The organism is Actibacterium naphthalenivorans (assembly GCF_014196965.1).
In the GTDB taxonomy this organism is placed as follows: domain Bacteria; phylum Pseudomonadota; class Alphaproteobacteria; order Rhodobacterales; family Rhodobacteraceae; genus Actibacterium_A; species Actibacterium_A naphthalenivorans.
Genome location: NZ_JACIEQ010000001.1, coordinates 79716 through 95752 on the forward strand (window position 1 = coordinate 79716; position 16037 = coordinate 95752).

The 16037-nt window shown below is 66.5% G+C and carries 13 protein-coding genes; 7 read left to right on the forward strand and 6 right to left on the reverse strand.

Features of this window, described 5'->3' with window-relative positions:
- The 3 genes from GGR17_RS00415 (at window position 1) to GGR17_RS00425 (ending at window position 3064) form a co-directional block, all read left to right on the forward strand.
- Window positions 1-834: a transporter substrate-binding domain-containing protein gene (locus tag GGR17_RS00415; protein ID WP_054538543.1), complete on the forward strand. Its 834-nt coding sequence runs from the start codon at window positions 1-3 to the stop codon at window positions 832-834.
- A 57-nt stretch (window positions 835-891) separates the two neighbouring features.
- Complete coding sequence (locus GGR17_RS00420; RefSeq protein ID WP_054538542.1) at window positions 892-1782, forward strand: amino acid ABC transporter permease; 891 nt, start codon at window positions 892-894, stop codon at window positions 1780-1782.
- 427 nt (window positions 1783-2209) lie between these two features.
- Window positions 2210-3064, forward strand: a complete 855-nt coding sequence (locus tag GGR17_RS00425; protein WP_054538541.1) for an NmrA family NAD(P)-binding protein — start codon at window positions 2210-2212, stop codon at window positions 3062-3064.
- 12 nt (window positions 3065-3076) lie between these two features.
- Here GGR17_RS00425 and GGR17_RS00430 read toward each other — a convergent pair whose 3' ends face one another.
- Window positions 3077-3502: a helix-turn-helix domain-containing protein gene (locus tag GGR17_RS00430; protein ID WP_054538540.1), complete on the reverse strand. Its 426-nt coding sequence runs from the start codon at window positions 3500-3502 to the stop codon at window positions 3077-3079.
- 70 nt (window positions 3503-3572) lie between these two features.
- On the opposite strand from GGR17_RS00430, the gene GGR17_RS00435 reads away from it, so the two are divergent.
- Entirely contained in the window at window positions 3573-4814 is a 1242-nt protein-coding gene (locus GGR17_RS00435; protein ID WP_054538539.1) for an MFS transporter, read from the forward strand.
- Window positions 4815-4968: 154 nt separating this feature from the next.
- Here the strand turns inward: GGR17_RS00435 and GGR17_RS00440 are convergent, their stop codons facing one another.
- Genes GGR17_RS00440 through GGR17_RS00450 form a run of 3 tightly spaced genes read right to left on the reverse strand, consistent with a single transcriptional unit; the run spans window position 4969 to window position 8128 of the window.
- Window positions 4969-5496, reverse strand: a complete 528-nt coding sequence (locus GGR17_RS00440) for an energy transducer TonB family protein (protein WP_054538538.1) — start codon at window positions 5494-5496, stop codon at window positions 4969-4971.
- A gap of 29 nt (window positions 5497-5525) precedes the next feature.
- The gene (locus tag GGR17_RS00445) at window positions 5526-6875 is read right to left on the reverse strand and encodes a lysine N(6)-hydroxylase/L-ornithine N(5)-oxygenase family protein (RefSeq protein ID WP_054538537.1); all 1350 of its coding nucleotides are present in this window, start codon (window positions 6873-6875) and stop codon (window positions 5526-5528) included.
- Window positions 6872-8128, reverse strand: a complete 1257-nt coding sequence (locus GGR17_RS00450) for a hypothetical protein (protein ID WP_157445534.1) — start codon at window positions 8126-8128, stop codon at window positions 6872-6874. The genes GGR17_RS00445 and GGR17_RS00450 overlap by 4 nt, the downstream gene beginning before the upstream one ends.
- Window positions 8129-8232: 104 nt before the next feature.
- Here GGR17_RS00450 and GGR17_RS00455 point away from each other — a divergent pair, with 104 nt between their 5' ends.
- From GGR17_RS00455 to GGR17_RS00465, 3 genes are read left to right on the forward strand one after another with little or no spacing between them, the layout of a single operon-like run.
- Window positions 8233-10029 (forward strand): IucA/IucC family protein, encoded by a 1797-nt coding sequence (locus GGR17_RS00455; protein WP_054538535.1) that lies wholly within the window; start codon window positions 8233-8235, stop codon window positions 10027-10029.
- Window positions 10026-10988 (forward strand): GNAT family N-acetyltransferase, encoded by a 963-nt coding sequence (locus GGR17_RS00460; RefSeq protein WP_054538534.1) that lies wholly within the window; start codon window positions 10026-10028, stop codon window positions 10986-10988. Before GGR17_RS00455 ends, GGR17_RS00460 begins: the two co-directional genes overlap by 4 nt.
- On the forward strand, window positions 10985-12751 hold the full coding sequence (locus GGR17_RS00465; protein WP_082386559.1) for an IucA/IucC family protein: 1767 nt from the start codon (window positions 10985-10987) through the stop codon (window positions 12749-12751). The genes GGR17_RS00460 and GGR17_RS00465 overlap by 4 nt, the downstream gene beginning before the upstream one ends.
- Here GGR17_RS00465 and GGR17_RS00470 read toward each other — a convergent pair.
- A complete protein-coding gene (locus tag GGR17_RS00470) occupies window positions 12748-13776 on the reverse strand; it encodes a siderophore-interacting protein (RefSeq protein WP_054538533.1) in 1029 nt (342 codons plus the stop codon). The two genes, GGR17_RS00465 and GGR17_RS00470, sit on opposite strands and share 4 nt — an antisense overlap.
- 51 nt (window positions 13777-13827) lie before the next feature.
- Window positions 13828-16032 (reverse strand): TonB-dependent receptor, encoded by a 2205-nt coding sequence (locus GGR17_RS00475; RefSeq protein ID WP_054538532.1) that lies wholly within the window; start codon window positions 16030-16032, stop codon window positions 13828-13830.
- Between the last annotated feature and the right edge of the window lie 5 nt (window positions 16033-16037).

A 16037-nucleotide genomic window follows, 5' to 3' on the forward strand; every position in this document is an offset into this window, starting at 1 on the left:
ATGAAACTGATCCGAAACCTGATGCTGGCGGCCGTGGCCGCGCTCAGCATCGCCGGGCCGCAAGCGGTTCGCGCGCAGGATACCCAGCAGGCTGTCGCGCAGGACAGCGTGATCGAAACGATCAAGCGGCGCGGCGTGCTGAAGGTCGGCATGGCCACCTTCGTGCCCTGGGCGATGCGCGACAAGAACGGCGACCTGATCGGGTTCGAGATCGACGTGGCCACGAAGCTGGCCGAAGACATGGGTGTCGAGGTCGAATTCGTGCCCACCGCGTGGGACGGCATCATTCCGGCGCTGATTTCCGGCAAGTTCGACGTGATCATCGGCGGCATGTCGATCACCCCGGCGCGAAACCTGACGGTGAACTTCACCGATCCCTACGCCCATAGCTCTGTCGGCGTCATGGCGCATATCGCGGAATCCGAGGGCAAGACCTGGCCCGACGATTTCAACGCCACCGACGTCACCTTTTCTTGCCGCCGCGGCGCAACGCCCTGCGAGTACATCAAGACGCATTTCCCCAAGGCAACGCTGCGCCTGTTCGACGACCAGGCCCAGGTGGTGCAGGAAGTGCTGAACGGCAACGCCACGGTGATGCTGTCTTCGCAGCCGCTGCCGGCCTTCACCATCTATGAGAACCCCGATGTCGTGTTCTCACCCACCGACGCGCCGATCGACCCGTCGAACGAGGCGTTTGCGCTGCGCAAGGGCGACCCGGACGCGCTGAACTTCTTCAACAACTGGATCCTGATGCGGACAGGCGACGGTTGGCTGGCCGGGCGTCACGACTACTGGTTCGGCGGCCGCCCCTGGGCGGATCTGGTGCCCGACTAAGCGTTGCGCGCGGGGCGGTTCCGGCCGCCCTGCCCTTTTCCCAAGGACACGACCGGCATGTATCCAGATCCAAATCGCAAGAGCCGCTTCGGCCTGCTCGACCTGATCATTATCGGGGCGGTTGCCGGGTTCGCCGGCTTTCTGTGGTACCGCGTATCGGACGTGCTGGTCTATCGCTGGGACTGGTCGTTCCTGCCTCGCGCCCTGTTCCGCCCGAACGCGGAAACCGGCGGGTGGGAGCCGAACCTGCTGCTCGAGGGATTGTTCACCACGTTCCGGCTGTCCATCTGGGCGATGCTGATTGCCAGTTTGCTGGGGCTGGTACTGGGCATCATGGCAAGCTGCGTGCGCCTGCTGCCGCGGCTGACGAGTTCGGCCTATGTCGGTCTGATCCGGAACGTGCCGCCACTGGTCTTTCTGTTCGTCTTCTATTTCTTCGTGTCGTCGCAGATCATTCCGATGCTGGGCATCGACACCTGGTCGCGCAACTTGGGCCCCGGCGCCGAGCGGATCGTCGGTTTCCTGGTGGGTCCACCCGCGCTGCTGGAAAATTTCATCGCCGGCGTCATCAGCCTTGCGATGTTCGAGGCGGCCTATATCGCGGTGATCGTGCGCAGCGGCATCGAGTCTGTGTCGCAACAGCAAATCGAGGCGGCTGAAAGCCTCGGGCTGCGGCCGGGGCAGGCGTTCCGGCTGGTGGTTTTTCCGCAGGCGCTGCAGGCGGTGACGCCGTCACTGGCCAACCAGTTCATCATGCTGGTGAAGGACAGTTCCATCGTATCGCTGATTTCGGTGCAGGAGCTGACCTTCGTGGGAACAGAGCTGGCCGTCTCATCCCAGCGGCGGTTCGAGACCTATATCGTCGTTGCGCTGTTCTATTTCCTGCTGTGCTTCGCCCTGTCACGGCTGTTCGCCCGGCTGGAAGCCCGGCAGCGGCGATCGGCATAATGGATCAACCCTGCTGTTGGTTGTCGGCGGCGCACAGCCCGTTGCAGAGCCTGCAGCGCAAGATCCATCTTGAGCCGATCACTTGGGGCCCCGCCGACAACCCGCCAGGAGAACAGATCGATTATCACCACGAGATGCCGCCAGCCGCGTGTGGCCCGGATGTGTGAGATATCAGAATTGCTTTTTTGAGTTTGATCAGGCTTCTCGGCCTGGAAATTCTGGTCGATCAAATCGGGTGCAATACGTCATTTCCACCTGGATCGCATCCCGGCGCTCCCCCCGCCTGACGACGGGATACCGACCCTGCGCCGGATGCTGCTCGCGGAATACCGCTTGGAAGAGGCCGGCTTCTGAAATGCTCCTGACATGTTCTGACGCAGAGGTCTGCTATCCTGATCCAGGCGGAATCGGCGGAAGGAATGCGTAGATGCATATTATTCTCGGAGGAACAGGGCGGGTCGGATCGGCTGTGGCGCGCGCGTTGCTCGCGCGCGACGAGTCGGTCACGATCGTCACCCGCAATGCCGATCATGCCGCAGACCTGAAGGCCGCGGGCGCAAAGGTTGCGGTTGTGGACATCCGAGACGTGGACCACTTGCGCGAGGTGTTTCGCGCCGGCACGCGGGCCTTTCTTCTGAACCCGCCCGCCGATCCCACCGGCGACACCGATGCCGAAGAACGGGCCAATGTCGCGGCCATCGTCGCGGCGCTGGAGGGGTCCGGTCTGGAAAAACTCGTCGCGGCCTCGACCTATGGCGCGCGGCCCGGCGAACGTTGCGGCGACCTGACGGTGTTGTATGAGTTCGAGCAAAAGCTGCGCGCGCAACCGATCCCCGTGGCGATCAATCGGGGCGCGTATTATATGAGCAACTGGGCCGGGATGCTCGGGTCCGTGCGTGAAAGCGGCAGCTTGCCCAGCTTCTTTCCGGCCGATTTGGTGCTGCCCATGGTCGCGCCGGATGATCTTGGGAAAGCTGCTGCGGAAAGACTTCTGGCCCCGGTCAGCGACATCGGCCTGAAATTCATCGAAGGACCAGAGCGCTATACCCCGAAGGATGTGGCCGATGCGGTCTCTGACGCATTCGGCATGCGGGTGGAGGTCGCGGTGATCCCGCGTGAGGCATGGGCGGCAACGTTTCTTCAGTTCGGGTTCTCGCAAGAAGCCGCGGCCTCCTACGCCTGCATGACCGCGGCGGTCATCGACGGGCAAACCCCGGGGCCGGACGATCCGGAACGTGGGGCCATCACCTTGCGGGAGTACATAAGAGCTTTGATAAAGTAAGGGCTGACGGTCTTACCCGCCTGATCGTCTGTCGCCCGCATTCCTCCTTTCAGTCCCGGCATCGCTGACAAGGCGCCTGAACGACGGGCATTCCATATGTGACGGCGCCGGACAGTCCGCAACGTGGCGCAGGGTATCACGCAGCGCCATCAGCGCGCGGATGTGCCGATCCAGTTCATCCGCGCGCGCGTGCAGCGCCTCGCGCGGCAGGTCCGGTTCGCCATTCCGCCCGAACATTCCCGAAATCTCATCAAGCGAAAACCCCGCGGATTTGCCCCAGGCGATCAGTGTCAGTTGCAGCAGCACCTCGGGCGGAAACTGCCGCCTGAGGCCATGGCGGCCGGCCGACGAGATCAGGCCGATCTCATCGTAATAGCGCAGGGTCGAGGGCGGAACCCCGGTCGTCCTTGACACCTCGCCGATATCCAGAAGCTTCATGCTTGACCTCAAGTCGACTTGAATTCGTAAAGTGGGCGCTCCCGCTGATTCTGACAAGAGAGACACGCGAATGGAACAGGCCGGTGCCGCAAACCAAGCCAAAGCAAGCCGGGGCGCGCTTCTTTGCCTTTCGCTATCCATGCTGCTCGCCTCTCTGGGGACCAGCATCGCCAATATCGCCCTCCCGCGGCTCGCGCTGGCGTTCGATGCCCCGTTCCATCAGGTTCAGTGGGTTGTCATCGCCTATCTTGCGGCCCTCACGCTTTGTGCCGTGTTTGCCGGGCGACTTGGCGACATGTTCGGACGTCAGCGGATGCTTGTTGCGGGGCTCGTGCTGTTTTCGTTGGCATCGTTGCTATGCGCCCTGGCCCCCAGTCTTTGGCTGCTGGTCGGGGCACGGGCGCTTCAGGGCATCGGGGCAGCCTTCCTGATGACGTTGACCATCGCGCTGGTGCGCGAAACCATCAGCGGCGATCGGGTCGGACGGGCCATGGGAATGCTCGGCACCATGTCCGCCGTCGGAACGGCGCTTGGCCCGTCACTTGGCGGTGCTCTCCTGGCAACATTCGATTGGCGCATGGTGTTCGCTGTTCTTGTGCCGATCGGTCTGCTGGCCACCGGCCTTGCGCGCCGCGCGCTGACACCGGGCGTGGCAGGCGCGAAATCGTCGCCAATCCGCTTCGCCGCGCTTCGCGATGACCACGTCTGGCCCAGCCTGATCGCAAATCTTCTGGTGGCGAGCGTCATGATGACAACCCTGATCGTCGGGCCGTTCTATCTCGGCCACGGGCTGGGCCTGCGCGCGGCGATGGTGGGGCTGGTGATGTCGGTCGGGCCGGTCATCTCGATACTCAGCGGCGTGCCCTCCGGTCGATTGGTCGATGGATGGGGGCCCCGGCGTGTTCTTCGGGTCGGGCTTGTCGCGATGGCCGTCGGCGCGTTTTCGCTCTCGGCGCTGCCCGCGCTTTTCGGGGTCGGTGGCTATATCGCCGCCATTGCCATCCTGACCCCGGGCTATCAACTGTTTCAATCCGCGAACAACACAATGGTCATGGCAGAGGTCCCGCCCGATCAGCGTGGCACGATCTCCGGCATGCTCAGCCTGTCCCGCAATCTGGGGCTCATTATCGGCGCTTCGGCGATGGGAGCGGTCTTTTCCTTCGGCGTCGGAACCAGCGTGATCGAAGAGGCCGCATCCGGCGCAATTGCCGACGGGATGCGGTTGACGTTCATCGTCGCCGGGTTGCTGATGGCGGTCGCGCTGTGGATCACCCGTCGGCAAACAGCCCGGGCCGATCACACGATGCAATAACCGCGCCCTGCCGATGCTTCGCAGTTCGTTCATGGCCGTGCGGAAAATCGCCGATATCGGCCTATGCCGTTGCATGAGTCCGATCATCAAAGGCTTGGATAGGGTAAACGCACAAGACCTCGCCCGGACGCGCCCGGACACACCCACCCGTTGGCTAGCCGTTGAACTGCACGGGAAGGCTGAAGGTGTAGGACGCGTCTCCCAGCCCTTTGGGCGCCGCCGGGAAGCGCCTGGCCGCGCGCACGGCCTGCACCGCCGCCTGGTCCAGCGCCCGGTTGCCGGAGCTGCGCCCGACCGATACGCCGTGCAACGACCCGTCGCGTCCCACCGTGATCCGCAACACCGCGCTGCCCGACGCACCGCGCGCCGACGATGGATAGCGTTTGCGCCGTTCAACGCGCGCGCGAATGGCCGCCCCCCAGCTGGACTTGAGGCTCTGCGCCTTGGCCGGGTTCAGCGTTGCCGCGCTGGCCGAACGTGCCTCGCCCGCCGTAGCGCCCCCGCCGGACCCGGCGGCCCGCTGTGCCTGGCTGGCCCCCGAGGGTTTGGCCGGCGGCGCCGGCCTGGCCTTCGGCCGCGGTTTGGGTTCGGCTGCCGGGCGCGGTTCGGACTCTGCCTTCGGCGCGGGTGCCGGTGCGGGCGGCGGCGGCGGCTTCGCCTGGGGCGGGGTGAGGTCGGGCATCGGTGGCGCGGGCGCCGCGCCCCACCTGTTCAACCCGCCATGCGCAGCGCCATTTCCGCCGATGCGCCCGGCTGGCCGCCCGCCCAGTCCACAAGGCTCGGGCCGGCGCTTACGTCGAACTGGGGGCGCCTGACCAGCGTATTGGCGATCACCCCGCTGCGCCAGGCCATCAGGCTGAGCTGCGGATCGACGATGCCATGCGAGGCACCGCCGTGGTTCAGCGCAAAGATGTTGTGCCCCTCGGGGCCATCCCATGCCGCCCGGTAGGTTTCATCCAGTTTCAACCGCCCGGTCGCGTCGATCTCCAGCCGTTCGCGGATCGGGTCCAGACAGGCGGGCACGAACGGCTCGGCGCCAGTGGCAAGGATGACCAGATCGGCCTCGAGCTGTTCTTCGCGCGCGGCGGCCTCGGCCCATAGCGACAACCGGAACCCCGCCGCTCCGGGCATCATGCGCGTCATCGACCGGCCGGGCAACAGGGCGAAACTGTCCGGCTGGTCGCCCAGATGGGTGCGGCGGTAAAGCTCGGTGTAAAGCGCCTCGATCGTCGAGGGGGTCAACCCGTCGCTCGCCAGTTTCAGGTCGGCCGTCTCTGCACGCTGCGCGGCGGCCGGCAGGCTGCGATAGGCCGCCACATAGGCCGGGGTGAACACCTGATCGACAAAGGCGCCCTCTTCCAGCGGGGCGAAACGTGGGCGCCGATTGATCCAGCTGACATGGGCAGGCCCGTCGCCAAGCCCGAGAAGGTGCAGCACGATCTCGGCCCCGGTCTGCCCGCCACCGACGACCGCGACGCGCCGCCCGGCCACGCGCGGCGCGCGCAGCACGAACTCTGACGCATGGAAACAGCGATCGCCCAGATGCGGCGCGGCGCTGGCCGGAACATGCGGGCGCATGCCCGTGCCCAGCGACAGGTTGCGCGCGGTCACCTGCTCTCCATCGGCGCGGCGCAGGTGAAAACCGCCTTTGCCCAGCGTGACCTCTTCGATCTGCGCGCCCATCTCGACCGACGCGATGCGCTCCGCCGCCCAGGCCAGGTATTCAGAGAACTCGGCCCGCGACACCCCGCCGAAACGGCCCGACGCGAAATCATAGAACCGCTTCTTCGCCACAAGGAAGTTGGTGAAGGAATGCGGGCTGGTCGGCATCAGCGGCGTGACCAGATCCTTCAGGAACGAGGTCTGCAGAACCGATCCCGGCAGCATCAGCCCCGGATGCCACGAAAAGACCGGTTTGCGTTCGAAGAACCGCGCCGAAACGCCAGGCAGGCCGTCGAGCACGGCCGCAAGGCTCAGGTTGAACGGCCCCACGCCGATCCCCGCCAGGTCCAGCGGCCCGGTGTCGTTTTCCCGGCCCGTGGCCGAATGGTCGATTGTCATTCCGATGTCCCCTTTTGTTGACACAGTCGATCGCCGCCAATGGCTGGCTGGGGCTGCAAGGCCGTGGCGCGCGCCGGTGTGACGGCACTGAAGGCGACAACTGCGATGGTCAGTAGAAACGCCGCCCAGAGCGGCAGCGTGGTTGAAATCTCGGCCAGAAACCCGGCCAGGGTGGTGCCCAGCGCCAGACCGGCAAGCTGTGCGCCGGAAAACATCCCGGCCAAGCGCCCGCGCCCGGCCGGCGCGGTCTGATCGAGCGCAAGCGCGAGGTTGGCGCTCAGCAGCAGCGCGGCGCCGCCCGCCAGCAGCACCGCGGCGGCAGTCAGCAGCCAGGGCGCCCCCGGCAGCAGCGCGCATCCCGCGCCCAGCAGGCACAGCACCGCGCCGCCCTGCCGGCCGCGCCGCTCACGCCCGTGGAACCGCGGGATCAGCAGCAGCTGCATGGCAAGGGCCGCCAGCGACGCCGCCATCAGGCTGAAGCCTGTCATGGCGCTGGCGGCCTCGGCCCCCAGACCGAACCGGGCCACAAGGGCCGCGCCAAAGGCGATATGCACCATGCCGATCCCGCCCTGCGCCAGAAACGGAACGGCCAGAAACGACAGCCGGGGCATACCGCCCGCGCCCGTGGAGCGGCGCATCACGAGGGGCGCGGCTTGCAACCGCCCCGCCGGAACAAGCCACAGCGCCGCGGCGGCATAAAGCGGCAGCACGGCCAGCACCGGCGCCGCCGGCCCCAGAAAGACGAGCGGCGCGACCATGCCGCTGCCCAGGATACGGCCGGCACCCGCGATCGCCCCCAGACGGCCCAGCCCGCCGATCACGTTGCCGCCGCGCCCCTGCACCCCGGTCAGCGCCTGGGCCACGGGCAGGACCGCCGGCGCGCTCAGACCATAGGCCGCGCGCGCCGCCAGAAGCACCGCGAACAACGCCGCCCCCTGAAGCATCCCGCGCGCGCCCAGCATGATCGCACCGGCCAGAACGGCGGCGCTGACACCGCCACCCAGCACCGCCCAAAGCAGCACCCGGCCGGTGCGCCCCTCGCCCGCGCGCCATGCCAGGACGGGCATCGAAATCATCGAAACCCCCAGCCCGAGCCCCACGATCAGCCCGAGCTGCCCCAGCCCCAGCCCCAGTTCCTGCTGCAGCACCGGCACCAGGGCGATCAGCACCGACTGATGAATCGCATTCGCCAGCAGGGCCAGCCGAATGGCCAGCGCGGCGGATGGGGTTGGGGCAGTTTCGGCAAATGTCATGACACCCTCTTCCATTACCTTACTATTTTTATCAAGATAATAGTTGATATTTTTTATGGGTCTTTTTATGGCTTCGGGGAAAGCGGCTGATTGCAGGGAAGAACATGAACGCGCATGCACGGAAATCCGCCCAGGAAACGCAGGGCTTTCAGCACGATACCGCCGATCTGGCGGGGCTGAGCGCCTTTTTGAATGCGCTGATGCGCGAATGGGACGGCTGGTATCACCTGCCGCCCGAGCAGACGGACTCACTGGCCCTGCCCGGAGCTGCCGTCGCCCTGCCCGTCGTGTCCCCGCGCGGTGAGATCATCGCCGGGCTTCGGCAGGACGGGGCCTTCCGGCGCAGCTTCAGCGGCAGGCTGATCTGGCGCGGCGACGACGGAGCGCTCGCGCCGCTGTCGGCGCATACGGCCATATCCCTGCTGTGCTTCGATACCGGCGCCAGCCCCGGCCCGGCGCAAAAACAGCGGCAACTTCTGGCGCGGGTTCTCGACAGCCTGCAAACCATCGCCGCCAGCCCCGAACCGCTGCCGGAACCGGCCACCGAATGGAATTTCGTCGATGCCGAACAGGCGCTGCGCTCGGGGCACCCGATGCACCCCAACCCGCGCAGTCGCGACGAGATGAGCCCCGAGGACGCGCAGCGTTTCGCCCCCGAGATGCGCGGCCGTTTCCCGCTGTTCTGGGTTCTGGCAGAGCGCAGTGTCCTGTCGCAGGAAAGCGCGGCCGACCGGAGCGCGGAAGAGATGTGCACCGCGCTGATTGCCTCGGATGACACGCTTCCCGGCGCGCTGCGCAGGCCGCCCGAAGGCTTCGTCGCCCTGCCCTGGCACCCATGGCAGGCGGCGCGCCTTCTGGCGCGGCCCGATGTGGCGGGCTGGATCGCGCAGGGCCGCCTGCGCATCATCGGCGAAGCCGGGCGTGACTGGGCCCCCACCGGCTCTATGCGCAGCGTCCACGGCTGGCATGCGCCCTATATGCTGAAATTCTCGCTCAGCCTGCGGCTGACGAACTCGCGCCGGGTTCTGGCCCCCAAGGAGGTGGCGCGGGGCGAGCAGATGTACCGCCTGTTCCAAAGCCCGCTGGGCGCGCAAATCCGGGCCGAAAACCCGGAAATGACCATCCTTCAGGAACCCGCGCATATCGCGCTGCGCGGCGCCGATGGCGGGCCGCTTGCCGAAAGCATCGCGGTCTTCCGCGAAAACCCGTTTCGCGATCCGGCACAGCCCGGCCCGGTGATGCTGGCCAGCCTGTGCGAGGAAGGCACGGCCGGGCTATCGCCGCTGGGCGCGGTGATCGAGACCCTTTCGTGCAGCAGCGGGCGTGGCACCGGCGAGATCGCACAGGACTGGTTCGCGCGGTTTCTGGGCGTGGCGCTTGCCCCCCTGCTCAGGCTGCGCGCGCGCCACGGGCTCTTGATGGGCGCGCATCAGCAGAACATGATGATCGGCCTTTGCGATGGCTGGCCCGCGCGGCTGGTGGTGCGCGACTGCCAGGGCACCGGGCACCTGACCACGTTCCACGACCATCTGGCGCGTTACGTCCCCGATATCGGGGCCTTCGCGGAAAACGAGGCAAGCCCGGAACTGGGCGACGGGCTGTTCTGCTACTACGTGATCGTCAACAACATGATGAACGTCGCCAGCACGCTCGCACTGGACACCGGCGCGACCGAGGCCGGCTTGCACGACGTGCTGCGCCGCTTTCTTCAGGAACAGCGCGCGACCGAGCCGGGCGATACCGGCCTGATCGACATGCTCCTTACCGCACCCAGCCTGACCAGCAAGGGCAACTACCGAACCAGCCTGAGCGGCGTGAACGAAGCGGCGGGCGATGCCTCGGGCCAGCTTGCCGCCTTCCTCATGCTGCCCAACCCTCTCAGCCAGGAGACACAGAAATGACCCTTGCCGCAGCGATGACCCGCCCCGAGGCGGAAACCACGATCAAGGACGGGCAACGCCTGATGGGGCGCGCTGAACGCCATGGCGACGAACTGCGCGTGGCACCCGCCGCCCCCGGCCCACACTGGGCCGAAACCGCGGCCCGCGCGCTGGAATGGGCCTTTGCGGGCGATCCGGGGCTTGACCGCATCGTGCTGCGCGTTGATGGCCCCGCGCCCGATCCGCGCGCGCTGCCCTGCCTTGTGATCGAGGACGGCGCGCTGACCGCCTATCGCGCGGGGTTCTATCAGGATCCCGGTCTGTGGCTTGCGCATGCGCCGACCGGGCGCATCCAGACCGGGCTGATACCAGGCCCCGACGGACGCGACCATCCGCGCCGCGCCCCCGCCCCGCGAGGGGTGTGCTATGAGCGGTTCGATCCGGTCGCCGGGGTCACCGTATCCTTCCGCGCGGTCGATCCCGAGCGTGATCTGGACCGCTTCCACAAATGGATGAACGACGGCCGCGTCGCCCATTTCTGGGAACTGGCACAGCCCAGGGACGCGCTTGCCGAATACCTGCACGAACGTGCCGCCGACCCGCACACCTATCCGCTGATCGGCTGTTTCGACGGGGACGAGGCAGGCTATTTCGAAACCTACTGGGTGCGCGAGGACCGGCTTGGCCCCTATTACGACAGCGGCCCGTGGGATCGAGGCTGGCACGCGCTGATCGGCGAGCGCAGGCATCTGGGCCGGAACAAGACCGGCGCGTGGATCAGGGGGCTGACGCATTACCTGTTCCTCGATTGCCCGATGACCGAAAACATCATGGGCGAGCCGCGCGCCGACAATGCCAAGCTGCTGGCCTATGCCGATACGATGGCCTACGAAAAGCTCAAGGAATTCGACTTTCCGCACAAGCGCTCGGCCCTGATGCAGTGCCGCCGCGACCGCTTCTTTGCCGAGGTGCGGCTGTGAACGCGCCCGTGCCCACGCCCGTCAAGCCCGATGCCTGGGCCCGCGCCGGGCGCGCTGCGCTGGCCAAGATGATCAGCGAGTTGAGCTATGAGCAGGTACTGGCCCCCGAATGCGCCGACGGAGGTGCCGAGCTGCGCCTTGCTTCGGGCGTGGTCTACCGTTTCGCCTGCACCAAGGGCATCTGGGGCAATCTGCTGATCGACCCCGAAACCCTTTCGCGCACGCCCGCCGCAGGGGTGCCGACCCCGCTGCAATTCGTGCCCGACGCACGGGCCGAGCTGGGCATGACCCCCGCGACCGAGGCGAATTTCCTGCGCGAGCTGTCCAACACCCTGCGCCAGGATATCGAAACCGCCGAGAAATTTGGCACCCTGTCTGCCGACGCGCTGATCGACCTGCCGGTTCATGCGCTGCATGCCGCGCTGGAAGGCCACCCCAAAGCGGTGGCCAACAAGGGGCGCATGGGCTGGGGCGCAGACGACCTGGCGCGGTTTGCGCCGGAAGCGGGCGGTACGTTCCAGTTGTTCTGGCTGGCCGCTGACCGGCGCCATTGCAAGATCGGCACCAGTGACGGCAGCACCGAGCGCGCCCTGATCGAAAACTGCCTTGGCATCGAGGAAACCTGCAGGCTGTTTGCGGCCCGCACCGCGGCAGGGGTAACTGCCGACACCCATGCGCTGATCCCGGTACACCCGTGGCAATGGAACAACGTTGTGCAACAGGCCTATGTGGGCGAGTTGGCCGAGCGCCGCCTGATCCCTCTGGGCTATTTCGGCGGGCGCTATACGGCCACGCCCAGCCTGCGCACGCTGACCAGCATCGACAGGCCCGGCAGCCCTGATGTGAAACTGGCGCTGACCATCCTGAACACCTCGGCCTGGCGCGGCATTCCAGGCAAATACATTGCCGTGGGCGGCGCCCTGTCCGACTGGCTGGAGGGGATCACGCAGGCCGACCCGCTGCTTTCCAGCCGCGTGACCGTTCTGCGCGAACTGCGCGGCATCTGGTACGAGCATCCGGTCTATGCACAGGTGCCCGACCTGCCCTATCAGTTCGCCGAAACGCTGGGCGTGATCTGGCGCGACAGCGCATCGGGGCGGGTGGCCGGTGGGCGCCGCGCCTGTCTGATGGCGGCGCTGCTGCACCGGGCCACCGACGGCACCCCGCTGGCCGCCGCCCATGCCCGCCGCGCCGGCATGGGGATGGAGGATTGGCTGCGCGCCCTCTTCCGCGTCACTGTCGTGCCACTTTATCATTACCTCACGCGCTATGGCGTGGGCTTCATCGCGCATGGGCAGAACGTGACATTGGTGCTGGAAAATGACGTGCCGGTGGGTATGGCGGTGAAGGATCTTCAGGGCGATCTGGACCTGATCGATCAGGACTTTCCCGAACTTGCGGGCCTCGATCCCGAAATTCGGGCCACCCTGCCCCGCAAACCTGCAACCCATATCATTCATGACATTCAGACCGCGCATTTCGTAACGGTTCTGCGGTTTCTGTCAGCCCGGCTGTCGGCCTGCGGCGCGATGGGCGAAGAGACATTCTATCGGATCTTGGGCGAAGAGCTGCAGGCCCATATGAAGGCCCACCCGGAACTTGGCGAACGGTTCGCGATGTTCGACCTGTTCACACCGACCCTGCCGCGCGTCTGTATCAACAAGGTGAGGCTGGCAATCGGCTATGGCGATGATGCGGCGCGGCCCCTGCCCGGCCTGGGCACCGATCTGGTGAACCCGCTTTACATCTGCAAGGCGCGTTAGCGCGCCTTCCAGTAGCCCGAGATATAGCTTTCATCGGCGGTCAGGCCACAGCTTTCGCGGAACCAGCTTCGCGCCTGCTGCGCCTGTGCCTTTTCCCCGGCGAACCAGACATAGCGGCCAGCATCGGGCACCGCCACCGCCTGTGCGGCGGCGAACAGGCCGCTATGGCCCCGGCGGATGCGCCATTCGACCCGCATGCCCGCGGGCGCGGCCAGCGGCTGGCGCCCCGCCGGATCGCCAAGCTCCACGATCACGTGGCCGCGCGTTTGCGCCGGCAGGCGCTCCGCGATGCGGGCGATGGCCGGCAGCGCGGTTTCATCCCCCGCCATCAGCAGCCAAGGCGCGCAGGGGAACCCACCCCCGCCGGGGCCGATGACCCCGACCGCATCGCCGGGCCGCAACGCTTCGGCCCATGCGGTTGCCCTGCCGCCCGCGTGGCGGAACACGTCGAATTCCAGCCATCCCGCCTTGGCGTCGATCTGCCGGATGGTATAGGCGGGCCGGTGCAGCGCGGCCTCGCCCTTTGGCCAAAGGGTCTGCCCGTTGGCCGACAGAACCGGCCATTGCGCCGGGCGCCCGGCAGGGGGCAGCAACAGGCGGAAATGCATCTCGTCCGCGTCGAAGCTGTGCAGATCCTCACCCGCCAGCCGCACACGCAGATAGATCGGCGAGGGGCGCGTGACTGATAGGGCCCGCATCAGCCTGAAGTTCGGCGGCGCGGCGCCCGCCCCCGCAAGGTCGGACCAGACCAGCCCGGCCGCCAGATCGGCGGAATATTCCGCAAGATGCTCGATCACCAGGTCACGCAGGCCGTGCAGCTGCGCGAGACCGCCGGCCTGCAACGTCAGCCGCAGCGCGCCCTGTTCCCGCAGCAGATACAGCGCCCCGGCGGGCATCACGCTTTGATACCGGCCCGGCTGCGCCTGTTCGAACGGCAGGCCGTGCTCGGCCAGTTCGGCCGCAAAAAAGGCCAGCAGACCGGCGGGATCGTACCCGGCGAGTGTGGCGCTTGTGGTGTGGCGCATTCCTGTTCTCCCGGAAAAGACACGGCAGGGCCACGCCCCGCCGCGACGGTGTCAGAAGCTGACGTCATACCCGATCCAGAAGCGGCGGCCCTCGTCGGCCACCAGGATCGCCTCTCCCGTCAGCGGGTTGGTGCGCACCACGCTGGCGGTGCTGTTGTACTGGTCGCGGTTGAACAGGTTCTCGACACCGAAGCTCATGCTGCCACGCCCGACCGGATAGGCGCCGCGCAGGTTCACGCGGATGTTTTCCTCGACCTCGGGGTAGTCTTCGACATCGCGGGCGCTGGCATAGATCACCTCGCCCCCCAGCTCTAGGCCGGAGCCGAAACCATAGCCGGTATAGAGCGTTGCGGTGAAGGGCGACACGATGCGGTTGTTCGGCAGGTAATCGTCGATATCGCCGTCGTCGTCGCTGTCATACTTGCCTTCGGTGTAGCTGGCGATCAGGCCATAGTTCAGCCCGGCGGCGTTGGTGTAATCCACCGTCACCTCACCGCCCCAGACCCGCTCTTTCTGCTGCGACACCGAGTTGGTCACGGAATCGAAGGTCGTGCCGTCATCGGATGTGGACAGGAAGGCCGAGGCGTCGACCCGCAGCGCACCGTTGCGATAGCGCGTGCCGATTTCATAGGTATCGACAATCTGTGCCTTGGGCTTGATATCCGCGAAGGACACGCTGGTGGAGCCGTCAAGCCCCGCGCGGCGGGTGAAGGCCCCCACGTCGGGCAACGAAAAGCCCTGGCTGAACCCCGCATACAGATCAACCGCCGGGGTGGCGTGATAGACGCCGCCAATGTTGAACACGGTGGCCGAGTAATCCTCTTCGCCGCCGGTCACGTCCGCTGCCGGAAGCAGGGCATAGGCCGCCGCCACATCGGCGGGATAGCCAAGCTGAATGGCCTGAAGGCTGCGCCCCAGATCCGACGCGGCGGGGCGGATGAAATCGTCGACATCCAGTTCGAACCGTTCGGCGCGCATCCCCATCGACAGATCGAAGCGGTTGCCCACCGGAACCTCAAGCTGGGCGAAGGCGGCCATGCTGTCCTGCGTCATCGGCGCGATCACATCGGCGCCGTCGAGCAGGGCCTGCTCGACCTCGTCGCGCCCGAAATCGAAGCCCCAGGTCAGCTTTGCCCCGGCGGCCAACTGATCCAGCCCCGAGCGGAAGGTGAGGTTGACGCCGTATGTGTCGGTGTTCAGCTCGGTCTGCGCATCCGCGTCCTGGGCATAGCCGGGCACGCCGGGCGGATAGACGATGACGGCGGCGCTGCCGGTATCGACGTAATACTGGCTGTTGGCGATGCCCGGCTCCACAAAGGCCGCGCGGCGCTTGGTGCTGGTGGCATAGGCCGTCAGCTCCATCTCGCCGAAGCTCAGCGTATCGTTGCGGTAGGTCAGTGTCAGCGCCTCGGACTCGTCCTTAACATCGGCGCCGGTATAGGGGTTGTCCTCATCGACACTGACGGGCCTTGTCAGATAGTCGGTGAAATAGTCGCTGTCCTGGGTGAAGCGCGAGACGTCGAACCGCAGATCGAACTCATGCGGGCCGACGGCATAATCGGCGGCGAACCCCAGCGCGTACTGATCATAGTCGCTCGAGCCGCCCTGCCCCACCAGCGGATCGCCCGCCAGCAGATCGCCGTTGCCGTCGAAACGATCGCCCATTGTTTTGCCGGTCAGTTCCAGATGCAGGCCAAGATCGTTCACCCGCTTGTCGCTGGTCACCGACACCTCATAACCCAGGCTGTCCCCGAGATCGTCCTCCTGGGCCGACAGGCGCACCGATACGCTGGCGGCATCGGCATCGGCGGGTTTCTTGGTGATGATGTTGATGATCCCGCCCGTCGCGCCATTGCCGAACCGCGCGGACGAGCCCTTGATGACTTCGACTCGTTCGACCGATGCCGGATCGATCAGCGCCAGTTCCCGCGAAAAACCGCGCAGCTCGCTGGTGCGGGACACGCCGTCGATCAGGATCTGCGCGCTGCGGCCACGCAACGTCTGGCTGGCCCCCGAAATCGTGCCGTTCGAGGGGGCGAAACCGGGGATCAGCGCCGACAGCATCTGCTCCAGCGTCTTGCCCCCCGCGCGCGCGGTTTCCAGCGCGTCGCCCGAGATGACCTGCACCGCCCCCGGAATCGCGCTTTGCGCGCTGTTGCTCCGGGTGGAAGAGATCACGATCTCGTCCAGCTGGAAGGGTTCATCGCTTTGCGCCAGAGCCAGGCCCGGCGCGCCGGCCGCAGACATCAGGACCATGCGGC